Below are 21,155 nucleotides of genomic sequence, written 5' to 3'. Positions count from 1 at the left end.
CTTATGGGAAAGATGTTTAATGTAGGAAAAATCGTGAATACACACGGACTAATGGGCGAAGTGCGCGTCATTTCAAGAACTGATTTCGCAAGCGAACGCTACCGCACAGGCAATAAACTTTTTTTGTATTTAAAAAATGAAAATACGCCAATTGAACTTACGGTACGCTCACACCGCGTGCATAAAAATTTCGACTTGCTAACGTTTGAAGGCTACACTGGGATTAATCAAGTAGAAAAAATGAAGGAAGGCATTTTAAAAGTGCCAGAAGAAGCGCTAGGTGAATTAGAGGAAAACGCGTATTATTTTCATGAAATTATTGGTTGTCATGTGCGCACCTCAGACGGCCTTTTGCTCGGCGAAATTACTGAGATTTTGACGCCAGGCGCGAATGATGTTTGGGTTGTGAAACCAGAGCGCGGAAAAGAAATGCTTATTCCGTATATTGCTGACGTTGTAAAAAAAATCGATATCGGGAGCAAGGAAATTGTTATCGAGCCACTTGAAGGGTTGCTAGATTAAATGAAAATTGATATTTTATCCATCTTCCCGGAAATGTTCAGCGGCATGCTATCTGAATCCATTATGAACAAAGCGATTCAAAAAGGCATCGTGGACATTGCGGTGACAGATTTTAGACAATACGCCGAAGGAAAGCATCAGGTGGTGGACGACTATCCATATGGCGGCGGCGCAGGTATGTTGCTCAAGGCGCAACCCATTTTCGATGCCGTGTCACATGTACAACTCGAACATAAAAAACCGCGCATCATTTTGATGGATCCAGCTGGTAAGCCGTTTAATCAAAAAATGGCAGAAGAATTTGCAGAAGAAGAACAACTCATTTTTATTTGTGGGCACTACGAGGGCTACGACGAACGCATTCGCGAGCATCTTGTAACCGACGAAGTTTCAATTGGCGACTACATTTTGACAGGCGGCGAAATCGGGGCAATGGCGATGACGGACAGCATTGTTCGGCTGCTTCCAGGCGCTCTAGGCAATGCCGATTCTGCGGTGCACGATTCATTTTCAAGCGGTTTGCTTGAACATCCGCACTATACGCGTCCCGCTGACTTTCGTGGCATGCAGGTTCCAGATGTGCTTTTAAGTGGGAACCACGCGAAAATTGAGGAATGGCGAAACAAAGAGTCGCTTCGGAGAACGTTTTTACGCCGCAAGGACTTACTTGAAACATACAATTTATCCAAAAAAGAGCAAGAATGGCTACATGAAATAGAAGAAGAATGTGATGAAAGGAAGCGTTAATATGACTTTTTTTGGGAAAGACCGAGCTGTTCGGGATAAAAATCGGGAAGAATATGTATCTGAGCAAAATGACCAGAAACGAATTGGTGAAACTTGGGAGAATGTGCAAGTGTCAACGGGTGGCATTAATGTCAATCACGATGTTCTAACGGTCGTTTTCGCAAAAAGTGTGCGCCAAAAATTGAAGTCAGACGACGAAGCGATTTTAGAAACAGTCGGCTTTGAAAACTTACTTAAAGAGCTCCAACAAAAAGCGCTTGACGTCGGGGGAAACGGGATAATCCACTGTAACTTCACGGAACAATTTGTCGGCGACCGCGTCTATCAACTCGCATACGGTACAGCTGTGAATATTAAGATTACGAGATTTTAAAAGAAAATCACTAGCATTGCCTAGTGATTTTTTTACGTATATAAATGTATATAATTTGAAATCTATACGTTTTAGCATTAAACTGAAAGAAAACGCATACATAGATGGGGGAGACGGGATGAGCAGTATAAAAAGGGAAGAAGTTTTTGAGAAACTATTTAATGCACATAGTTATGGGAACTTGGGTTTGTTTATAGGTGCTGGATTTTCGAAAGCAATGGCTGACGAAGCACTGGGATGGTATGATTTAATTAAAGAAGCAAGTATAGTACACGAATTGCATATGCCTGAGGGAGAAAATTTAATTGGTCTTTCCATGCCAGAACTTGCGACATTATTGTGCAAACAATTGGCGGATAGGAAAAGTTATGATGATTACGCTGAGGCAAAAAATACTTTTAAAGAAGAAATTTGCTTGCTGGCCAATTGGCTCCCAAAAGAAGATAAGATTGAACTTTTAAAAAAATTATTTGATGAAATTAAGCCTTCTTGGATTGTAACGACAAACTATGATTTAGTTCTAGAAACAATTCTAACGGGAAAAAGTAAGAGCTTAGGTCCACTTGATTATCTTTCAGCTCCTAAAGGTATTATTCCTATTTATCATTTACATGGCGTGCGGAATGATCCGGAATCGATTATCATTGTTCAGGAAGATTATGTCCCACTTTTTAGACCAACTGAATATAGACAATCAAAATTAGCAATGACAATACGAGAATCTACAACATTAGTTCTTGGATATGGGCTTGGGGATGTAAATGTATTGTCTGCAGTAGATTGGTCGAAGAATTTATACACAAGAGGAAATGAATATCCCTATGAAATTATTCAAGCTCTTTGGTCAGAAAATCCAAAAGAGCTGCCATATAGAGATGAGATGGGAAATTTAATTATTGAAATTTCGAATATAGAAGAGTTTCTACAAGAATTAGCGGACTATATACAAAAATCTCAAGGTTTGTATCTTCATAAATTAGAAGAGCTACAAGCTGTTGTAGAAAATTTGAATAATAAAGAAGATGAGGAAATTCAAGAATTTATTACTAATCAAGATTTTAGACTACAGCTCTTAGAAATGCTTCCTCAATTTGAGTATCATATGATTTCATCGTATATCGAATTTCTATTAGTTTGCATTAATGAGTTATGGGAGAAAGCTAGAAAACGAAATGCATTTTCCAATTATGATGAATATATCAATATTTTATTGGATATCTTGATTCATTATGACTATCATAAAATGCCACCCAGACTTTTTCAAATATTGGCTGAGGGGCTTAATCGTGTTTTACCGTACGTAGGGGATTATGCTGAGGATAAGGTGAAAGGGACAGCGTATGATGCTACAAAAACATGGTTTACAAGAAAAGATAGCATTCCCAAGGACACAAAAGTTCAACTTATAAGTTATGCTAATAAATATAGACTTCTCTTTCTGAATAGAAAGCTTACAGAAGAGATGGGCGTCTATTAAAAGATAAACTATCAAGAAAAAAACTTTACAGTCAAAGAAGTTTGTGTTAATCTAATTAAGTATCTGGGCTATTCCAGATTTGATAACAATATTCCGCTTCGTTCTTAATACGTATGAATATTTGTATGAAGGAGAGAATAAGATGAATAAACTTATCGAAGAAATTACGAAAGAACAGCTAAAAACTGACAACCCGGATTTCCGTCCTGGTGACACTGTACGTGTTCACGCAAAAGTTGTCGAAGGTACGCGCGAACGTATCCAACTTTTCGAAGGTGTTGTAATTAAACGCCGTGGTTTTGGTATTAGCGAAACTTTCACAGTTCGTAAAATTTCTTATGGCGTTGGTGTTGAACGTACGTATCCAGTACATACACCTCGTATCGCTAAGCTAGAAGTTATTCGTCGCGGTAAAGTTCGTCGTGCGAAACTTTACTACTTGCGTAACTTACGCGGTAAAGCGGCTCGTATTAAAGAAATTCGTTAATTTAAAGGAAGCACCCTTTCAAAAGGGTGCTTTTTTTATTGGATAGAAATGATAAAACTAGAATATTTTTGTGGAAGTAATAAGGAAAATTACGATATGGAACTAGAAATATTCCAAAGTTTGGTGTGTGTGTGAAGAATTTCAAAACATTTATTTTAAGTTAAAAGGAGAAAAGGTGGAACTTTTTTCGTGAGGAGCCTTTATTCATGGCTGAAAAATTACCAATTGTTGTTTTAAATGATGAAGTTATCAAAAAAGGTGGGCTTCTTATTATAGAAGAAATAGAACAAATTTTGGATATAGGGTTGTCGATACAGGGAGAAAATGAATAAGTTTAGCCGTGTTTTTTAATGAAATCAAGCAATTTCACTAATAAATTCAGTAAAAAAATAAATTTTAATGAAGGGATATGTCACTAAACGTCTGAAAATTCAAACTTAGAAGAAGGGCTGTATAGCAGGAAGTTAGATTTTAATTGGTAAAATTTTCCTATTGACGTTTGGTGCCTATGACTTTGTTTTGAAACAAAATGAAATGGAACAGTAGTTGTTTTGAAATGTTGCTATGTTATGATGAATCCCGTAGAAAAATTAAGGAGTTGTTTTTAAGGAATGAAAAAAAATGCATTAGGAATTGCCGTATCATCTTTTGTGATTGGAGCAGTAATTATCGCTGGAGGTCAATTCGTAGACGCTAAACAAATCAATGTAGCAAAGGGAGACACTCTATCCGAAATCGCCAAGAATAACAATACGACTGTCGATCAAATTGCCAAGGATAACAACATTTCGAATATTAATCTTATTTATATAGGTCAAGCGCTTGAAGTTGGAGAAGGTGGAAATGGCGTAGCTACTGCTGCACCTGCACCAGCTGCACAAAGCAAGCAACCGACACAACAACAACCAGCGCAAAAACAAACGCAACCTCGTCAAAGCGCGAGCGCATCAACTGGAAGTTCCACAGAGCAACAAGCGAAAGAATGGATTGCACAAAAAGAATCTGGTGGTAACTACGGTGCAGTAAGTGCAACAGGTAAATATATTGGTCGTTACCAATTAACGAACTCGTACTTAAATGGTGACTATTCTGCTGCCAATCAAGAACGTGTAGCTGAAAACTATGTGAAGAGCCGCTATGGTTCTTGGAGTAATGCGAAAGCACACCACTTGCAAACTGGTTGGTATTAAAACGAAGGATTTTATAATCTTTGAATGACTATGTTTGGCTAGTATGAAAGATAGAGGCACTCTGTTGCCTCTATCTTTTTTTGCTTTAATACTATATAATAAACACGGAGAAATGTTTGGAGGATTATTATGCGGAAAATTGCCTTTATTTGTATTCATAATTCATGTCGCTCTCAGATGGCTGAAGGCTGGGGGAAAGTATTATTAAATGATATAGCAGAGATATATTCAGCAGGAACGGAGAACTATCCAGAAGTAAAACCGTTAGCAGTCGAGGTTATGGGGGAAGCAGGAGTAGATATAGCCGAGCAATATCCTAAATTATTGGCGGATATTCCTGGCGAAATAGATATAGTGATTACAATGGGGTGTGGCGTTTCTTGCCCTAATTTGCCGAGCCGTTATCAGGAAGATTGGGGCTTAGTTGATCCAAGTGGAAGCTCAATTGATAAGTTTAGAGAAACAAGGGACTTGATACAAAAGAAAGTTTCAGAATTACGAACAAGAATACTTGGTGGAGAGTTTGATAAATAAAAAATAGCAGGCTCACCTAGGCCTGTTCTTCTTTTATTGTAATCCGCTATTTAATTATGTTTTATTTTCAGGTATAATGTACTTTAGAATAAACAGAAAGTAGGGCAATTATGATTAATAGAAAAGCAGAATTTATCATGAGTATTATTGGTGCCAGTTTAGCAGCTCTAGGCGTCTTTATTATGGGAGGGTTTAGCATTATAATGCTATTTGCAGCATCGGTTGATCCAGTAGTGACACGTGATGATTTTATTGATATGTCATTTGGTATTGGATTTATTGCACTTAGCCTCTTGCTTGCTATTGCAGCTTGCGTGTTTGGTTTTATCGCTGCCTTTAAATTGAAAAATGGTGTTAGTGTAAAAGGCTGGTCAATCGTTTTAATTGTGATTGGCGGAATCAGTTTCTTTAGTTATGGTTTTGTAACGGGCGTTTTATTCCTTATTTCAGGAATTATGTCGCTAGCAAAACTTTCTAGTGAGAAAAATCAATTTGATTCATTTTAAATTATGAAAAGAGCCCGTGCTGCGTGTCAGCACGGGTTTTCAATCCTCATAAATTTCTATTTTATCCTTAATCGCTTGTTTGGTAAGATTATTTTTTTTCATATAACGAATGGCTCGTTTCACTGTGTAATGATATTCAAATACAAGTGCAATGAGTCCGAGGACGATAATACTCGTTAAAATGAGTGCTTCCTGCATCTAATCACCTCGCTTCACCTTAGTGTAGCACAGAATAAATGTGTTTTACAAAAAATCATGCGAGGGAAGTATGAAAAAATACAGCGTTATTGATATAATGAAAATATCTTATTTAAAAGGAGAAAAACGAATGAAAAATACTTGGAAAGTAATTATTGGGATAGCGATTGCTTTGATTGTTTTAGGCGTGCCCTTTATTGCTACATATAATTCTTTAAATAAAAAAGAAAATGAAGTTTCTGCGCAGTGGGCAAACGTAGAAAGTAAGTTGCAACGCCGCTATGATTTAATTCCCAACTTAGTAAATTCAGTGCAAGGCAGCATGAAGCAGGAAAAAGAAGTTTTCGGTCAAATTGCCGAAGCAAGAACCGCTGTGTCTAAAGCTAGTACGCAAAGTGAAGAAATGAATGCGGCTAACCAAATGGACCAAGCTGTCACACGCCTAATTGCAACCGTAGAAAACTACCCAGAACTAAAATCAAGCGAGAATGTGACGCGTTTAATGGACGAGTTAGCTGGAACGGAAAATCGAATTTCAGTTGAACGAGATAAATATAATGATGTCGTCCGTTCCTACAATACGAAAGTGACAAGCGCGCCAACAAGCTTTGTTTCTGGCATGCTAGGCTTTGAAACGAAACCGTATTTTAAAGCTGTAGAAGGGGCGGATAAAGCGCCGGAAGTGAATTTCGACTAACTATAGAGGAAAGGGAGATGACGCGTTTTGAAACGGCTAACCTTTTTTACATTTTTTATTTTATTTCTGGCTGTTGTATTTCTGCCCAATCATGCACAAGCAGTCAAACTTCCTGAACCAACCGAGCAATTTTATGTTACGGATAGCGCGAATATTTTAGATGAAACGACGAAAAATATGATAATGTCGGTGAACTATGCGTATCAAAATCAGATGGAAAAGCCACAAATTGTGGTGGCAACGGTGGATTCATTTGATGGTTTAACCAAAGAAGAATACGCGCATCAACTTTTTAATAAGTGGAAAATTGGTAGTGATTCTCTCGACAATGGCGTTTTGATTTTGCTCTCAACTGGTGAGCGGGAAATTAAAATTGAAGTCGGCTACGGGCTTGAGGGCGCAATTACGGACGGTACGGCGGGTGAAATTTTAGACAATAACCTGACTTACTTAAAGGCGGATGATTATAACACGGGGTTGCGCAATATTTTTTCGGAAGTGGCTTTAAAAGTAAATCAAGAATATAACTATAAAGACGAAACGATTTTTAAGAACTACACTAACGAGATGCAACTGGCAAAAACGAATGGAGAGAAAGGCGCTTCAGGTAAGCTTAGTCCGGGCGTTATTGGCATCATTATTCTTGTAGTTGTTACATTTATTATTATTTCGATGATAAATGGCAGAGGCCCGCGCGGCGGTTCACGAGGTCCGTTTGATAGCGGACGGGGGCGTGGTGGCGGTCCATTTATCGGCGGCGGTTTTGGAGGCGGACGCTCAGGCGGCTCTGGTGGAGGTTTTGGCGGCTTTGGTGGCGGCGGAAGTTCTGGCGGTGGCGGAGCTGGGAGAGGCTTCTAAACGGTTATTTATGAAAGTCACGGTATTATATACTGTGGCTTTTTTGAATGCATATTGCTTTAAATAGAAAAAGAATTCAGGTATCGTAAAATGGAAAGTGATTATGAAAAGGGAGGAAGAAATGGCTGTTAATCGATTTTGGCAAGGGTTCCTGATTTTTTTCTTACTTATTCTTTTTCCGGCAACTCACGCAGATGCCCATGCCTATTTACAAAATTCAACACCGGCAGATGGTAGCAGTGTAGCTAAAATGCCGGCAGAAATTGTTCTTACATATAATGAAACGATCAAATCTGATTTTCCGCTAATTACAGTGACCAACTCGAAAGGGGAGCGAATTTCGACAGGAAAAACGCTTGTGTCTGCAGAGAATGATCATGTTGTTTCGGTGCATGTGGACGGAGAAGCAAAACCAGACGTGTACGCGGCAGAATGGCGTGTCGTTTCGGCGGATGGTCATCCGATTTCAGGTGTTATTTCTTTTAAAGTCGGTAAGACGGACAAAGAACTCCCGAAAACGATTGCTGAAACGCCAAACTTAGAAATAACGAACACCATTTTAAAAGACTTTCTTTATATAAGCTTTAGTATTGTTTTCGGTGTGTTGTTCGTTTTATTCGTTCTTTTCCCGCAGAAAGAAGCATTTCCGCGGCAAATGCTGAAACGAGCAAAAATCCTGACAGCTATTGGAATGGGGATGATGGGCAGCGTGGTGGCGCTTTTCCTACCGGTTCAAGTCAAAACCATGACATTTGGCGCCGCCCTGACGCCCGAACTCATGCGCACATTTTTCGGCACGAGCACTGGGAAACTTTGGCTTACGCAATTCATTTTGTGGCTCATACTCGCTAGTTTGTTTTTCTTTTTGTTTAAAGGAAAAAGCCGGATTTTAATGCCGCTTCTTGCTGCCCTAACTTTGCTTGCCATCTTTATGACCAAAGCACTTAGTGGGCACAGCCAGGCGCAGGCGGACCGAATTGTTGCGACAACCGCTGACTTCTTGCATCTCATTTCGGCGAGCCTTTGGGTAGGCGGCATTATTGCCTTGCTTTTCGTTGTCCCAAAACAAGAAGCCAAAGCAATGTGGAACCGATTTGCGATTTACGCGATGGCTGCGTTTGGTCTGCTCATTTTATCGGGCATTCTCATGTCCGTCATGAATATCGGGCAAATGAAAAACCTCGTCCAAACCGCGTATGGCATCACGCTACTCATCAAAATCGGCCTCGTCATTTTAATGGCGCTAATCGGTTTAGGCCACTACTTCTATTTGAAGAATACGCAAAAACAAATTCCGGTTAAAACGATTCTCATTGAAATGCTACTGGGCTTGCTTATTTTAAGCGCCGCGAGTATTTTATCTGACACGAAAACACCGCCCCCTGCGCCAAGTAAACCTTTCAGTGAGGTGATGGCGGACAAAAATGATCGAGCAAAAATTCGGCTGCAAATTACGCCAGCCAAAGTCGGAGATAACACATTTATAGCTCGTTTTTTAACCAAAGAAGGGGCTGTGCTTGAAGCGTTTCAACAAGTAACATTTAGCGCTAAACATGCGGGTGGCCGTGCGCATGAGTTTCAGGGCGAGCTCGCGGAAAGCGGCGATTATGTCGCAAGCGGTTTATACTTAAATCAAATTGGAAAATGGGAAATTACGGTGCGCGGTTTAACGGAAAATTTTGAGACGATAGAACAAACATTTACTGTGCAAATAAAGGAGTAAGCGATGAAAAAATGGATTGTAATGTGTAGTGTAGCGATGTTAGTTTGGGGATTTCCTGCTCTTGTGAGCGCCCATGTCAGTGTTTCGCCTAGTGAATCGCAAACGGGAGCGTACGAGACGTATACGATGAAGGTGCCTGTTGAAAAAGAGAGTAACACGACGAAAATTGTACTTAAAATGCCTGCCGGAGCTACGTATGTTTCTTATGAGCCAGTGGCTGGATTTAAAACGACTTTTGATAAATCGAAAAATGTGATAACATGGGAGGCAACAGGCGCGGGCATTTTGCCAGGTCAGTTTATGCGTTTTAGTTTCATCGCGAGCAACCCGGAAAAAGCCGCTCAACTTAATTGGGATGCTTTTCAATACTATGCGGACGGGTCGATAGTGGAATGGACGGGGGATGCGAATTCGGATACGCCGCATGCGGTTACGACGGTGAATGAATCGAGTGTTCCGCAGACGGACGCGCACGGAAATACCACGAGCAAAGAGCAGGACGAAAAAAATGAATTCTCTGCTTGGCTCATTTACACGACACTTGGAATTAGCCTTTTAGCCATTATTGTTAGTTTGTTTGCTTTACTTCGGAAGAAAAAATAATACAAAATGGAGTGTGCTAGAAATGAGAAAAGTACATCATGTCGCGATTGGGAAGCCTAAGGAACTGGCGTTTTCGAGCAAGTCGAAAATGTTGACAGGAATTGAAAAAACAGGTGTGTTAGAAGCCCAGCTCACATTTCAAGGATTTGTTGGCGATGGACCGTTTAACATGAAGCATCACGGCGGCCCTGACCGTACGGTATGTGTGTTTCCAGTGGAACATTATGCGTATTTTGAGGAGAAATTTCAAAAGAAGTTACCAAAAAGTGCATTTGGCGAAAATTTAATGGTTTCTGGCATGCTTGAAAAAGATGTTGCGATTGGCGATATTTTCCAAATTGGTGAAGCGGTCATTCAGGTGACAGAGGCGCGTAACCCGTGTTCCACCATTGGAAAATATAATCATATGCCTGAACTCTATAAAGAAGTGCAGCAAACCGGCTTTACAGGCTACTTGTGCCGCACGATTAAGGAAGGGAAGATTCAGCAATTGGACGAAGTGATTTTGCTTGAAGCGGACGCGCACCAAGTTACAGTTGCTTATTGTCACGAGATGGTTTTACATAAAAAAGGAGCAAAAGCTGATTTCGAAAGGATTGCCGCCGTCAAAGCTTTGTCCGAACGCTACTATGAGTCCTTGCAGAAAAAGTTGCAAAACTCAAGTAGGTGACATCGCCAAACTTGGTCGAACATAGAGGGGCTTTAAATCTACCGACTTATAATGATCTAGTTGATGCTGTTCAACTAGATGTAGATGAATATGTGAGTGTTAATACGAAGGCAATAATTGATTATATTCTTGAATAAAGTAACTGAACTTAAAAGATTCTTTAATTTGAAGCTGTAGTGAGTAGACCACATCATTTTTAGATAATGTAAAGGTTGATTTTTCAATAATAAAACAGGAGAGAAAATCTTTTTTGATTTTCTCTCCTGTTTTAGATTCATCAAGAATTTATTGTTCCTCCACATCTAACTCCATAGCCGCTTCCGCATCTAAAATTACGGTTAAATTCGGATGCATCTGAAGAATGGAAGCAGGGACAGCGCTGTCGACCGGGCCAAAAAAGGCTTTTTTGATGATGCTTGCTTTTTTTCGTCCATTTGCAAACAAAACAATTGATTTGGCTGCCATTACGCTTTTTGGCCCCATCGTTACGTAAACGTCAGGACATTTGGATTCGTCGCCGCCAACTTCTGCAATTAAGATGTCGCGCATTTCAGGAATAGAGTCTGTTCGCACGAGTGTTGTTTCATCTGCGAAGGTTGTTGTTCCCGGAAGGTTGCCACAAAAGTGCCCATCTTCACCAATACCGAGCAAAATTAAATCTAAGCTGCCGTCTGCTTGAATACGAGCATCTTGATTTTGATAGTTTTCAGTATCTAAAACGTGAATGTTTCGTTCCGAAATTTTTGCCGGATGAAAGAAAAGGCGATTTAAATTTGTCATCGTCACACCAAAACCGCTTTCGCCAGCATAAGGAATTTCGTCAAAGTTATAAAAATGAACATTTTCCAAATAAGGACGCTCTTTTATCTCTGCTACTAAATACTCATACATTTTGACTGGCGTGTTTCCGGCCGTAATGGCTAAATTCACCCGATTTACTTGATACATTTTTCCAAGTAAAATATTCGCTGCAACTCTGCTCATCGACGCATAATCTTTTTCTACAATTAGTTTCATTAAATAGCTCCTCCTTTTTTGTTCTACAAGAAGTATACATTCTGTAATGCATTTCAGAGCAAGCTATTTTTTCTTTTTCATATCAAGATAACTTTCCAAAACAGCAATTTCCTTTTCATCAAGCTCTTCCACTTGGTCGATTGCTTTCGTAATATGCGAGATTTTTTCAGAACTGGTGGAAATTTTTCGTTGCTTACTCGCGTAGCTCATAATCGTACTAGTAATCATACCGATAAAACCGATACCGACAAGCATCATAATACTGGCTAAAATGCGCCCAATTGGTGTAATGGGAATGATGTCGCCGTAACCAACAGTTGTAGCGGTCACAATTGCCCACCAGATTGCATCGGGGTAGTCGTGGATATCTGGCTCAATCAGTACCATTGGAAGTGGAATGAAAATAACAAGTAGTAAGAAAATTAAAATGAAGCGATTCAGACCGTTTGTTTTTAAAAAATTAAAAAGAGGTGTTAAATAGCGATTTCCCATTGCGGTAAGGCGTAAAATATGGAATAGGCTCACGATTCGTGCTGCCCGAAAACCGCCGTATAATGGGATAATGGCAATTAGTTGGAACGGGTGTGTTTTAATGTAGCGTTTTTTGTCCTCTGCCCGAACGAGGCGGGAAAAATAGTCTAATGTGAAGATTCCCCAAATCACCCAATTTAAAAGGATTGTCCAAAAATTATGATAGGGAAGTAACGCGAGGGATAATATAACAAGTAAAAGCATGAATAATTCGTATATAAGTGTCCTTTTTGAGATTTTCATAATCATCATCCTTTCATTCAAGTGAGACCGTGTTGCTTAAAGAAATTTGCAATGCCATCTTCATCTGGCGTACCTGTGACAAAATCGGCAATATTTTTTAATTCTTGTTTTGCATTTCCCATTGCAACACCGTAATTTACAAATTGGAGCATCTCAAAATCATTCATACCGTCCCCAATTGCAATTGTCTGTGCAGGGCTCGCATTGAGGTGTGTCAGTAAGTAGCGAATTGCGACTTCTTTATTAATACCACGTAAAACAATTTCGCCGCTATTTTCTCCAAAAAGTGGAACAGTAGTATGTAAAATTGTAAATTTATCTTGATATGCATTTTTAACTTTTTCAAAAGGCACGTGTTCGCTCATAAATGAAATTTTGTTTACCGTAGTCAGTTCAGAAACGGGCTTTTCAGGTAAAAGTAAGTCAAAAAAGAAACTCAATTCGCTGGCGCGTTTTTGGTATTCGGCGTCCGTTTTGTTTAGCCCTTTAAAAATTTGTTTGCGAATTTCTGGAATGCATGTGTCACTTGCAAAAAGGCCGTCGTTTGATTCCAAATAGTAGCCGATACCTTCTTTTTTGAAAAAGCGAACGATGCTTGAAAGATCTGCTAAATCGAATTTTTTATGCAGAAGGAGCTTGCCTTGCTCTTCAATGTAGCCGCCGCCTGCGCCGATAAAGCCATCAAATTCAATATTTTTAATTTCGTCCGTGATTTCCGCTTTGGATCTGCCAGTGCATAAATAAACTTTATGCCCGTTTTGTCGTGCTTTATGAATGGCCACCCCAGCGGACTCGGGAACGCGGCCATAATCGTTACAAAGTGTACCATCAACATCAATGAAAATAATTTGTTGGTTCATGTCAAACTCCTTCAATGTTCTATTCTCACTTAGCTATCATAGCATATGTTGAACAAAAAAAACGAGCCTGAAAGGGCTCGTTTTAACGAATACGTAAACGATTTTTTTTGCTCCGCGCACCGAGCATACATAAGTAGCAGAAGAGCGCGAATAAAATGGTAATGATTAAACTGTGGAATAGTGCCACATAAAGATTAACCTCGGTGTAAACAGACAGGATACCTGTGAGCGCCTGAAGTGCTACGAGAATAACAGCGAGGACCATGCCATAGGTGAGCACGCGGTAATGTCTGTAATCACGGAAAACAAGCCATGTCACATAGAAAATCCAAACGACTAAAATGAAAGCGGCAATGCGGTGCCCATATTGCACATAATCTTGAATGGAATCTGGCCAAATGAATGTCCCGTCTTGGAATGGCCAAACTGGAACGGCGAGACTTGCGCGCTCATGTCGAACCAGTGCGCCGGTATAGACAGCTAAGTATGTATAGATGGTTAAAAAGTAAAGATTAAATCGCAGTTTCGTGCCCATCACTAAATTTCTGGCATCAAATTTGCGGTCAAACTCAAATATAAGTAGCGCCAGTAAAATGATTGCCGCATAACAGATAATGGAAATGCCAAAATGTAACGCCATGATGTATGGGTTTTGGCCCCACATGACGGCGGCAGCACCCATGAAAGCTTGTAAAATTAAAAATAAAACAGCGATAATAGCGAGTGGTTTTGTTTCGCGGCGATCTTTAATTGTTCGCCAAGCGAGTATGGCCAACACAATAACAAAAATGGAAGCGAGTCCCGTTGTCATTCGGTGCGCGACTTCAATTAGTTTTTCCGTTGTAACGTCTGTCAGGCGAACGAGTTGTCCGTTGCAAAGTGGCCAAGTGTTTCCACAACCATCTGCTGAACCCGTTTTGGTCACCAAAGCCCCACCAAAAACAACAAATGTCATGAAAATAATCGTCAAGACGGACCAAATTTTAAGAAACTTATTCATGATTTCTTATTCTCTCCTTTTAGATGAATCTGTCATCAAACGTGCTTTTACACATTAATTTTATTGTAGCGAATTTTAAAACAGAAGTAAAGAATTCGTTATTTGGCGCTGTTTCACAAACTAAAACGAAATCTTTGCTAACAAATTCACATAACGCTTGCTTGGAATTAGTTTTATCCAGCCGAGTTTTGTGAAGCCGATTGATTGACAAAGCATGTCCTAATTTCACATAATAGACGTAGAGTGATTTACGCGTTTAAGGGGGAGAGATTTTGAACAGAATAGAGAATACTGGCGAGTTAAAAACAGGAGTTGCCAGTAAATTTACGGTTCGGGATTTCACGGAACTGGTTAAAATAGGAATCGTTAATTCCAATACAATTACAGCATTTACAGGAATGTGGCTTGCATTCCAGTTAAATGGTATTTCATTTATGCAAAATCTTGATGTGATGTTCTTTACGATTATTGGTTCTGCGCTCATCGTCGCCGCATCGGGCGCTTTTAATAACGTTATTGACCGTGATATCGACGGTAAAATGGAGCGAACGAAAAGCCGACCAACGATGACAGGGAAAATTTCGGGGAAAAAAGCACTCGTTTTAGCTTCTGTGCTGCTAATCATTGGTGTAGCGATGCTCTTTATGACAACTTGGCAGGCTGGTGTGCTTGGCATACTAGGCGTGTTTTTATACGTTGTGGTGTATTCCATGTACGCAAAACGAAATTTAGTTAGCAACACGGTTATCGGTAGCTTTTCAGGCGCTGTCCCGCCACTAATTGGGTGGTTTGCAGTTGACCCGACGTTTAGTTTAATCCCAGTGATGTTGTTTCTTGTGATGTTTTGCTGGCAACCACCGCATTTTTATGCGATTGCGATTAAGCGAAAAGAAGAATACCGCGCTGCTGGGATTCCTATGTTGCCTGTTGTAAAAGGCATCGAGCGGACGAGAAAAAGCATGGTCTTTTGGGTGCTACTTTTAAGTGTCTTGCCATTTTTTATGACCGAACTCGGCATCGTATATGTTATTTTAGCAACCGCACTTAATATTGGCTGGCTCGTTTTAAGCTTTTACGGCTTCAAAATGAAAGACAGCCTAAAATGGTCCCGCCTAATGTTTGTCTACTCACTAAACTACATGACCATTCTATTTGTCTCCATGATTGTAATTTCAATTTTCTTATAGGGGATGTCATCAGTCTGATTGTGCGTGGTACGTTTTGTTTGGCTTAAGTTTAGAGGTTTTCTACAAGCTGAAGTCCGATTTTAATCGGGCTTTTTTTCTTTAAAAAATCTTTGAATTTTCCTCATCGTTTTTTCCATTTCAGGTGATATAGTCAAGGGGAGAACGAAGAAATCGGAGTTGATTGTTATGAAAATAGCAAGTTTTGAGCGAATGACACAACTGCTTATCAGTGGAAAAGAACAAGAGGCTGAAAAAGAAAGCCAAAATATGATTACCGAGAATCCTTCGCATTACGCGGGTTACCTTTGCCTTGCTTATGTTTATGCAGAAACGAATCAAAATCTCGATTTAGCAACAAATTATATTGAACAAGCTTTATCATATAACCAAAATATTGTTGAAAATTACGTCGTCGGCATTGCCATCTACGAACAGTTACATAAACCAAAACGCGTCACAGAGCTCGCTCGCTTCGGTCTAACGCTTGATCACTCGCAAGCGAAATTTTACGAAGCTTTGGCAGAAAATGGGAGTGGAGGATTGGTAGAAAAAATCGCTTTGTACGAGAAAGCCCTATTTTATGCGCCCAACAATACGAGCTATATGGGCATTTTAAGCGAGGCTATTTTCAACCAAAATCCACGAAATCTACGTGCGCTTGAGCTGGAAAACTTAGCTTTTGCGACAAAACCAGATGACATAGACAATTTAAATCGCTTTGCTAAAATGAATTATGCGCGCGGTGATTTTAAAAAGGCGCTTCAATACTCGGAGCGTGCTTTGTGTCTTGCGCCAGACAGAGAAGATTCGCGTGAGCTTTATGAGGAAGTGGAGCTTGCGCAAAATCCGTTTTTTGGCACGTATGAAAAAGTACGTCTATATACGCATCGTGTGCCAATTAGTGTTACTATACTCATCGTGTTAGCCTATGTGCTTCTTTTCATGTGGGCATTAAATTCAGTAGGCTATCTTGCGGTTGTCATGTGGATTATTCCGCTAGGGATTTTAATTGTCGCGATTTTAGTGCAAACTGGCACCCGGCAAAAGGAAACGATGCAAGCGAAGCAAAACCGGTATGTGCGCTTACCAATTGCGATTATCGCACTGATAATCCTGTTTATTCCGGCGGGGATTCAAGTTGTGCATTTGGCGCTTGATGCGGTGAAACAGGAAGTGGCTGTGCCAAAAAGGCAAATGATGGTGCAGTCGCATGCGGAAAAAAAGATGCGCGTTGCGAATACGTCTGAAAATGCCACTTTTAGCGCGGATTATGACCGTGTGTTAGCTCTTCGGAAATTGCTTGAAAACGGAAAACAAAATGATGTTGCGCTTCTGGAATATGTCGCACGTTCGTATTTACCAACATTTAAACAGAAAATAGCAGATGCTAAAAATTATCATGCGTTTATGAATTTTAAGTTTTACCAAATGTTTGCACTGGACGGAGCGGAAAAAGCCTATTTGACGCAGGAAAATAATCAATTTGATTTAATTGTGCTTCTGGAAGACGGAAAAATTAGCCATGTCTATGGTGATTCTTGGACGACCGATAAAAAAGAAAAGCTTGCAATGGAAGGTATGATGCCGCATATCGTGGCGGACGGTAAATATACGGAAATTTATGAGTGAAGGCTAGTATTTAACTCGAAAAACGGCTACAATAGAGAAAAGGTTATTCGGGAGGCTAAAGTGTGAAATTTATTTTAAGAGTGATTGTGCTTCTTGTTATCAGCCTCTTTATTTTCTATAACACAGATTTATTTTTTCAAGCACCGACGGAAAAAAATGAGGCTTCTGAAAAAGTGAAGCAAGGAACAATCCTTCCTGAAGATAAAAAAACGAATGAATCGACTGAGGACATAGCGAATACGGACAGTATGGCAAGTTTTGTCAATCAAGACGTCAGTCAATTAAAAGAAAAATTTGGCGATCCCATTCGAATTGATAAGACGCCATATGGCTTTGAATATTATGTCTACAACCAACCGAATACAAGCTACATGTTGGTTGGCGTTTTAAATAATAAAGTGCAGACTATTTACGCGCTAGGTCAAGACTTAAATTTAACCCCATATAAAATTGGTATGTCTGTTGAAAAAGTATTTACAAATGCGAAATTGCAATCTGAAATCGCGTTTAATTATGAAAATAATTTTTATCGTTTTGAGCTATCCGAGAACGATTTAAACATGCGCCCAGTTGCTAATTTAGGCAGTGGTGTTTATGCCCAACTAAATTTCGACAAGGTAGACGGGAAGCTCGTGAGCGTGCGCTATTTGAACAAACTTTCCTTCATAAAAATGCATCCTTACGAGCTTAACTATCAAGGTGATATTTACGAGGAAGATGTTTCGGCGGCTTTATGGAGCGAAATTGATAAAGCGAGCGATATGCAAGTGCTCGAAATTACAAATGTGCTTCGTGAACGTTACGGGGCGGAACCTGTGGCGCTCGATCCAGATGTTGCGCGCGTAGCTTACGGTCATAGTGTGGACATGGCGAACAATAATTATTTTGATCACGACTCACCAACTGTCGGAACACTTTCTGACCGCTTAGAAAAGGGCATGGTGAAGTACACGAAGGCGGGCGAAAACATTGCATATAACTATTTAGATGCGGGCGCAACGGTTGAAGGCTGGTTAAATTCGCCAGGGCATCGCAAAAATCTGCTCGATAAAAGTTTTACGTATATGGGAGAGGGCACTTTCCAAAAATATTATACGCAAAATTTCATTACAAAATAAAAGACGAATTTTAGCTCTACGTGTTATAATGAAATATCGATGAAACTAAGGGGGAATAAGTTTGTTTGCAACAATGGAAAGTTTAGCGCTTCTTGACTTGTCGGATGAACTATCTGCCATGATTTTAGAGTCAGAAGAAAGACAAGCGTATGTTGAGAAAAAGAGTGCGCTAGAAAATGCGGAAACGCAAAATAAAATTAAAGCTTTTACGAAAATTAAAACGCAGTTTGAAGAAGTGGAACGCTTTGGTCGGTATCATCCCGATTATAAAGAAGTGACACGGAAAACGCGTGCTTTAAAACGTGAATTAGACATGGATGCGCATATTGCGGCTTTTCGGCAAGCGGAGATGGATTTTCAGTCACTGCTCGATGAAATCAGTCTGATGCTAGCAAATGCCGTATCCAGTCATATAAAGGTTCCAACTGGGAATCCGTTTTTTGAACAAAAATCTGCATGCAGTTCAGGTTGTGGTAGCGGCGGGAGTTGTAGTTGTTCAGCCTAGGACTTTGCGTGCTAAAGGGGCAATAGAGATGGAAAATGATAGACAAGCGATTATTGTTTGGATGAATCATTTGAAGCAAGTGCGTTCGCTCAAACGTTTTGGAAATGTTCATTATGTTTCACGAAAACTTAAATATGCGGTATTATATTGCAACATGAATGAACTAGAAGAAATTTCCACGAAAATAGCGCGTTTTAATTATGTGAAGCGTGTCGAGCCTTCTTTTCGGCCGTTTTTGAAAACGGAATATGAATCGAAGAAAGAAATGATGTATGAACGTAAAAATGAAGATGTTCAAATCAGTATTTAAATGCGAGGCAGTGCTCAAAACGGGCACTGCCTCAAGTGTCAAATCGAAGCGAAAAGGATGTTTAACATGAGAGTTATTGCGGGAAGTAAGAAAGGGCACGCGCTAAAAGCCGTTCCAGGGAAAACGACGCGCCCGACGACAGATAAAATTAAAGAGTCACTTTTTTCGATTATTGGTCCTTTTTTTGATGGGGAAAAAGTATTGGATTTATTCGCGGGAAGTGGAGGCCTTGGCATTGAGGCGCTAAGTCGTGGCGCAGGCGAAGCCGTCTTTATTGATCAGGCGTCTCTCGCGGTTAAGACGGTGAAGGAAAATTTGACGGCGTGCCGTTTGGAAAATCAGGCGGTCGTTTATCGGAACGATGCGATGCGCGCACTTAAAATTTTCCAAAAAAATGAAGAAGTGTTTGATTTGGTGTTTTTAGATCCACCCTATAAAAAGCAGCAGCTCGCGAAAATTTTGACCTTTTTGGACGAAGCAAATTTAGTGTCTGATGGCGCGCTTGTTGTTTGTGAGTATGAGAAAGATGATGCTTTGCCGGATGCGATTGGTCGTTTTACGAAGACACGCGAGGTGAATTATGGCATTACGGTGCTATCCATTTTTAAATTTGAGGAGTGAGCGCATTGAAAGAAAAAATTGCAGTTTGTCCGGGAACGTTTGATCCGATTACGAATGGTCATTTAGATATTATTGAACGCGCGGCGAAAACTTTTGATGTGATTTTTATTTCGGTTTTAAAAAATGCGAATAAAAAACCGCTATTTAGTTTGGAGGAACGAATTCAGCTAATCGAGGACGCAACAAACCATTTGCCTAACGTCCGCGTGGAAAGTTCAGAAGGCCTCCTTGTTGATTATGCGCGCAAAAAACGGGCAACAGTCGTGATTCGCGGCTTGCGAGCTGTGACGGATTTTGAATACGAGCTGCAAATTGCGGCAATGAACCGAACGCTTGATGCGGAATTGGAAACTTTTTTTGTGATGACCAATCCAAAATATTCGTTCTTGAGTTCTAGCATGATTCGCGAAGTGGCGAGTTATAATGGTGATGTTGGAAATTTAGTGCCGCCTAATGTGAACGAGGCGCTACTTGCTAAATATAAAAAATAGAGGTGTAGTAATCAGATGCGAACGCAATGGAAAAAAATAGTTGCTATTGTCATTTTAGTGGTTGTAATTGCGGGCTTTTTCATTCCAATGCCCTATTACATTACAAAACCCGGTTCGACGGAAAAACTTGAGCCGCTTGTTGAAATTGCAGGGCATGAAAGTGAATTGAAAGGTTCGTTAAGTCTTGTGACCATTGCGATGGCCAATGCGAACATTTATACATACGGATTGGCTAAACTTTTGCCTTATCAGGAAATCGAAAAGGAAAGCGATGTTCGCTATGAAAACGAAACGGATGAAGAATATAACGTCCGTCAAATGTACATGATGAATGAATCGAAAAACAACGCGATTCAAGTAGCCTATAAAGCGGCGCATCAAAAGGTGACAGTGGAATACGACGGGATTTATGTTTTGAGCGTACTGGAAAATGTACCGGCCGCAAAGTATCTACACGCAGGTGATTTAATCACAAAAATTGATGGCCATGCTTTTGATTCTAGCGCGGAGTTTATTAAATATGTGAAGAGCAAAAAAGCTGGGGACGTTGTGAAAATTGATTATGTGCATAAGAAAAAAGCGGAGTCGGCGGAAATTGAGCTGACAACGATTGATGATAAGGGCACAGTTGGCATCGGGATTACGCTTGTTGATGATGAAAAAGTGACGACGGATCCAGCGGTGAAAATTAATTCGGAACAAATTGGTGGTCCGTCTGCGGGATTAATGTTTAGTTTAGAAATTTACAGTCGTTTTCAAGAGGCTGATTTAACAAAAGGCTATCAAATTGCTGGGACTGGAACAATCGATCCAGCTGGCAATGTCGGGCGTATTGGCGGCATTAATCAAAAAGTTGTGGCGGCAGATAAAAGCGGTGCAGAAATTTTCTTTGCTCCAAATGATGAGATTACGGCTGAAATGAAGAAAAAGGATGCCTCGCTAAAATCCAATTATGCAGAAGCGGTTGAAACGGCGAAAGACATTGATACAGATATGAAAATTGTGCCTGTTAAGACGTTTCAGGACGCGGTGGATTATTTGATGGATTTAAAGTAAGG

Annotated in this window: 27 protein-coding genes; 22 read left to right on the top strand and 5 right to left on the bottom strand. The window is 40.1% G+C overall.

The features are described 5' to 3' along the window. Positions 1-3 precede the first annotated feature (3 nt). The 9 genes from rimM to CFT42_RS10935 all read left to right on the top strand — a co-directional run bounded on the left by rimM (position 4) and on the right by CFT42_RS10935 (position 5,836). Positions 4-522, top strand: a complete 519-nt coding sequence (gene rimM / locus CFT42_RS10970; RefSeq protein WP_088809534.1) for a ribosome maturation factor RimM — start codon at positions 4-6, stop codon at positions 520-522. Continuing rightward, positions 523-1,269 (top strand): tRNA (guanosine(37)-N1)-methyltransferase TrmD, encoded by a 747-nt coding sequence (trmD, locus tag CFT42_RS10965; protein WP_088809535.1) that lies wholly within the window; start codon positions 523-525, stop codon positions 1,267-1,269. Between the two features lies 1 nt (position 1,270). Continuing rightward, positions 1,271-1,642 (top strand): hypothetical protein, encoded by a 372-nt coding sequence (locus CFT42_RS10960; RefSeq protein ID WP_088809536.1) that lies wholly within the window; start codon positions 1,271-1,273, stop codon positions 1,640-1,642. 118 nt (positions 1,643-1,760) lie between these two features. After that, positions 1,761-3,119, top strand: a complete 1,359-nt coding sequence (locus tag CFT42_RS10955; RefSeq protein ID WP_088809537.1) for an SIR2 family NAD-dependent protein deacylase — start codon at positions 1,761-1,763, stop codon at positions 3,117-3,119. A gap of 142 nt (positions 3,120-3,261) precedes the next feature. Further along, positions 3,262-3,606, top strand: coding sequence for a 50S ribosomal protein L19 (gene rplS, locus CFT42_RS10950; protein WP_088809538.1), 345 nt, complete (start codon positions 3,262-3,264; stop codon positions 3,604-3,606). A 206-nt stretch (positions 3,607-3,812) separates the two neighbouring features. Beyond that, entirely contained in the window at positions 3,813-3,938 is a 126-nt protein-coding gene (locus tag CFT42_RS15060) for a hypothetical protein (RefSeq protein ID WP_255377772.1), read from the top strand. A 279-nt stretch (positions 3,939-4,217) separates the two neighbouring features. Further along, positions 4,218-4,796, top strand: a complete 579-nt coding sequence (gene apf, locus CFT42_RS10945; RefSeq protein WP_088809539.1) for an aggregation-promoting factor — start codon at positions 4,218-4,220, stop codon at positions 4,794-4,796. Between the two features lie 129 nt (positions 4,797-4,925). Next, on the top strand, positions 4,926-5,330 hold the full coding sequence (locus tag CFT42_RS10940) for an arsenate reductase ArsC (protein WP_205408887.1): 405 nt from the start codon (positions 4,926-4,928) through the stop codon (positions 5,328-5,330). Positions 5,331-5,440: 110 nt separating this feature from the next. After that, complete coding sequence (locus CFT42_RS10935; protein WP_088809541.1) at positions 5,441-5,836, top strand: hypothetical protein; 396 nt, start codon at positions 5,441-5,443, stop codon at positions 5,834-5,836. A 39-nt stretch (positions 5,837-5,875) separates the two neighbouring features. On the opposite strand, the gene CFT42_RS14795 is transcribed toward CFT42_RS10935, so the two are convergent. Beyond that, the gene (locus tag CFT42_RS14795; protein WP_159457901.1) at positions 5,876-6,034 is read right to left on the bottom strand and encodes a hypothetical protein; all 159 of its coding nucleotides are present in this window, start codon (positions 6,032-6,034) and stop codon (positions 5,876-5,878) included. 130 nt (positions 6,035-6,164) lie between these two features. Here CFT42_RS14795 and CFT42_RS10930 point away from each other — a divergent pair, with 130 nt between their 5' ends. The 5 genes from CFT42_RS10930 (at position 6,165) to CFT42_RS10915 (ending at position 10,585) form a co-directional block, all read left to right on the top strand. Beyond that, the gene (locus CFT42_RS10930) at positions 6,165-6,731 is read left to right on the top strand and encodes a LemA family protein (RefSeq protein WP_088809542.1); all 567 of its coding nucleotides are present in this window, start codon (positions 6,165-6,167) and stop codon (positions 6,729-6,731) included. 27 nt (positions 6,732-6,758) lie between these two features. After that, a complete protein-coding gene (locus CFT42_RS10925; RefSeq protein WP_088809543.1) occupies positions 6,759-7,589 on the top strand; it encodes a TPM domain-containing protein in 831 nt (276 codons plus the stop codon). Between the two features lie 121 nt (positions 7,590-7,710). After that, complete coding sequence (locus CFT42_RS10920; RefSeq protein ID WP_088824924.1) at positions 7,711-9,312, top strand: copper resistance CopC/CopD family protein; 1,602 nt, start codon at positions 7,711-7,713, stop codon at positions 9,310-9,312. A 3-nt stretch (positions 9,313-9,315) separates the two neighbouring features. Next, positions 9,316-9,915 carry a YcnI family copper-binding membrane protein gene (locus tag CFT42_RS14905; RefSeq protein ID WP_088824925.1) on the top strand — a complete coding sequence of 200 codons (600 nt, stop codon included), beginning with the start codon at positions 9,316-9,318 and terminating at the stop codon, positions 9,913-9,915. Between the two features lie 22 nt (positions 9,916-9,937). Beyond that, positions 9,938-10,585: an MOSC domain-containing protein gene (locus CFT42_RS10915; protein WP_088816135.1), complete on the top strand. Its 648-nt coding sequence runs from the start codon at positions 9,938-9,940 to the stop codon at positions 10,583-10,585. Positions 10,586-10,870: 285 nt separating this feature from the next. On the opposite strand, the gene CFT42_RS10910 is transcribed toward CFT42_RS10915, so the two are convergent. The 4 genes from CFT42_RS10910 to CFT42_RS10895 form a co-directional block, all read right to left on the bottom strand. Continuing rightward, on the bottom strand, positions 10,871-11,602 hold the full coding sequence (locus CFT42_RS10910) for a glucosamine-6-phosphate deaminase (protein ID WP_088816134.1): 732 nt from the start codon (positions 11,600-11,602) through the stop codon (positions 10,871-10,873). Between the two features lie 63 nt (positions 11,603-11,665). After that, positions 11,666-12,376 (bottom strand): potassium channel family protein, encoded by a 711-nt coding sequence (locus tag CFT42_RS10905; protein WP_088809548.1) that lies wholly within the window; start codon positions 12,374-12,376, stop codon positions 11,666-11,668. A gap of 17 nt (positions 12,377-12,393) precedes the next feature. Then, positions 12,394-13,236, bottom strand: a complete 843-nt coding sequence (locus CFT42_RS10900) for a Cof-type HAD-IIB family hydrolase (RefSeq protein WP_088816133.1) — start codon at positions 13,234-13,236, stop codon at positions 12,394-12,396. 82 nt (positions 13,237-13,318) lie between these two features. After that, the gene (locus tag CFT42_RS10895; protein WP_088809550.1) at positions 13,319-14,236 is read right to left on the bottom strand and encodes a COX15/CtaA family protein; all 918 of its coding nucleotides are present in this window, start codon (positions 14,234-14,236) and stop codon (positions 13,319-13,321) included. 272 nt (positions 14,237-14,508) lie between these two features. Here CFT42_RS10895 and cyoE point away from each other — a divergent pair, with 272 nt between their 5' ends. The 8 genes from cyoE to CFT42_RS10855 all read left to right on the top strand — a co-directional run bounded on the left by cyoE (position 14,509) and on the right by CFT42_RS10855 (position 21,153). Then, positions 14,509-15,423 (top strand): heme o synthase, encoded by a 915-nt coding sequence (gene cyoE, locus CFT42_RS10890; RefSeq protein WP_088809551.1) that lies wholly within the window; start codon positions 14,509-14,511, stop codon positions 15,421-15,423. A gap of 186 nt (positions 15,424-15,609) precedes the next feature. Further along, a complete protein-coding gene (locus tag CFT42_RS10885; protein WP_088816132.1) occupies positions 15,610-17,052 on the top strand; it encodes a tetratricopeptide repeat protein in 1,443 nt (480 codons plus the stop codon). A 62-nt stretch (positions 17,053-17,114) separates the two neighbouring features. Next, positions 17,115-18,170 (top strand): CAP domain-containing protein, encoded by a 1,056-nt coding sequence (locus CFT42_RS10880; RefSeq protein ID WP_088816131.1) that lies wholly within the window; start codon positions 17,115-17,117, stop codon positions 18,168-18,170. A 61-nt stretch (positions 18,171-18,231) separates the two neighbouring features. After that, the gene (locus tag CFT42_RS10875) at positions 18,232-18,675 is read left to right on the top strand and encodes a YlbF/YmcA family competence regulator (protein ID WP_088809554.1); all 444 of its coding nucleotides are present in this window, start codon (positions 18,232-18,234) and stop codon (positions 18,673-18,675) included. A 28-nt stretch (positions 18,676-18,703) separates the two neighbouring features. Beyond that, complete coding sequence (locus CFT42_RS10870) at positions 18,704-18,985, top strand: YlbG family protein (protein ID WP_088809555.1); 282 nt, start codon at positions 18,704-18,706, stop codon at positions 18,983-18,985. Next, positions 18,986-19,606: a 16S rRNA (guanine(966)-N(2))-methyltransferase RsmD gene (gene rsmD, locus CFT42_RS10865; RefSeq protein ID WP_369821462.1), complete on the top strand. Its 621-nt coding sequence runs from the start codon at positions 18,986-18,988 to the stop codon at positions 19,604-19,606. A gap of 5 nt (positions 19,607-19,611) precedes the next feature. Continuing rightward, on the top strand, positions 19,612-20,097 hold the full coding sequence (gene coaD / locus CFT42_RS10860; protein WP_088809557.1) for a pantetheine-phosphate adenylyltransferase: 486 nt from the start codon (positions 19,612-19,614) through the stop codon (positions 20,095-20,097). Between the two features lie 15 nt (positions 20,098-20,112). Beyond that, positions 20,113-21,153: a SepM family pheromone-processing serine protease gene (locus CFT42_RS10855; protein ID WP_088809558.1), complete on the top strand. Its 1,041-nt coding sequence runs from the start codon at positions 20,113-20,115 to the stop codon at positions 21,151-21,153. Positions 21,154-21,155 lie beyond the last annotated feature (2 nt).

The sequence above is a fragment of the Listeria goaensis genome (assembly GCF_900186125.1).
GTDB classification, from domain to species: domain Bacteria; phylum Bacillota; class Bacilli; order Lactobacillales; family Listeriaceae; genus Listeria; species Listeria goaensis.
This window is presented reverse-complemented; position numbering and strand designations above follow the sequence as displayed.

What these genes read in the sequence shown, in the direction of transcription:
- rimM (WP_088809534.1), top strand. Translation starts at nt 4, where the DNA reads ATGGGAAAGATGTTTAATGTAGGAAAAATCGTGAATACACACGGACTA.
- CFT42_RS14795 (WP_159457901.1), bottom strand. Translation starts at nt 6,034, where the DNA reads ATGCAGGAAGCACTCATTTTAACGAGTATTATCGTCCTCGGACTCATT.
- CFT42_RS10885 (WP_088816132.1), top strand. Translation starts at nt 15,610, where the DNA reads ATGAAAATAGCAAGTTTTGAGCGAATGACACAACTGCTTATCAGTGGA.
- CFT42_RS10930 (WP_088809542.1), top strand. Translation starts at nt 6,165, where the DNA reads ATGAAAAATACTTGGAAAGTAATTATTGGGATAGCGATTGCTTTGATT.
- CFT42_RS15060 (WP_255377772.1), top strand. Translation starts at nt 3,813, where the DNA reads ATGGCTGAAAAATTACCAATTGTTGTTTTAAATGATGAAGTTATCAAA.
- apf (WP_088809539.1), top strand. Translation starts at nt 4,218, where the DNA reads ATGAAAAAAAATGCATTAGGAATTGCCGTATCATCTTTTGTGATTGGA.
- CFT42_RS10960 (WP_088809536.1), top strand. Translation starts at nt 1,271, where the DNA reads ATGACTTTTTTTGGGAAAGACCGAGCTGTTCGGGATAAAAATCGGGAA.
- CFT42_RS10910 (WP_088816134.1), bottom strand. Translation starts at nt 11,602, where the DNA reads ATGAAACTAATTGTAGAAAAAGATTATGCGTCGATGAGCAGAGTTGCA.
- CFT42_RS10955 (WP_088809537.1), top strand. Translation starts at nt 1,761, where the DNA reads ATGAGCAGTATAAAAAGGGAAGAAGTTTTTGAGAAACTATTTAATGCA.
- CFT42_RS10905 (WP_088809548.1), bottom strand. Translation starts at nt 12,376, where the DNA reads ATGAAAATCTCAAAAAGGACACTTATATACGAATTATTCATGCTTTTA.
- CFT42_RS10870 (WP_088809555.1), top strand. Translation starts at nt 18,704, where the DNA reads ATGGAAAATGATAGACAAGCGATTATTGTTTGGATGAATCATTTGAAG.
- trmD (WP_088809535.1), top strand. Translation starts at nt 523, where the DNA reads ATGAAAATTGATATTTTATCCATCTTCCCGGAAATGTTCAGCGGCATG.
- rplS (WP_088809538.1), top strand. Translation starts at nt 3,262, where the DNA reads ATGAATAAACTTATCGAAGAAATTACGAAAGAACAGCTAAAAACTGAC.
- CFT42_RS10935 (WP_088809541.1), top strand. Translation starts at nt 5,441, where the DNA reads ATGATTAATAGAAAAGCAGAATTTATCATGAGTATTATTGGTGCCAGT.
- rsmD (WP_369821462.1), top strand. Translation starts at nt 18,986, where the DNA reads ATGCGAGGCAGTGCTCAAAACGGGCACTGCCTCAAGTGTCAAATCGAA.
- CFT42_RS14905 (WP_088824925.1), top strand. Translation starts at nt 9,316, where the DNA reads ATGAAAAAATGGATTGTAATGTGTAGTGTAGCGATGTTAGTTTGGGGA.
- CFT42_RS10855 (WP_088809558.1), top strand. Translation starts at nt 20,113, where the DNA reads ATGCGAACGCAATGGAAAAAAATAGTTGCTATTGTCATTTTAGTGGTT.
- CFT42_RS10915 (WP_088816135.1), top strand. Translation starts at nt 9,938, where the DNA reads ATGAGAAAAGTACATCATGTCGCGATTGGGAAGCCTAAGGAACTGGCG.
- CFT42_RS10895 (WP_088809550.1), bottom strand. Translation starts at nt 14,236, where the DNA reads ATGAATAAGTTTCTTAAAATTTGGTCCGTCTTGACGATTATTTTCATG.
- CFT42_RS10900 (WP_088816133.1), bottom strand. Translation starts at nt 13,236, where the DNA reads ATGAACCAACAAATTATTTTCATTGATGTTGATGGTACACTTTGTAAC.
- CFT42_RS10940 (WP_205408887.1), top strand. Translation starts at nt 4,926, where the DNA reads ATGCGGAAAATTGCCTTTATTTGTATTCATAATTCATGTCGCTCTCAG.
- CFT42_RS10920 (WP_088824924.1), top strand. Translation starts at nt 7,711, where the DNA reads ATGGCTGTTAATCGATTTTGGCAAGGGTTCCTGATTTTTTTCTTACTT.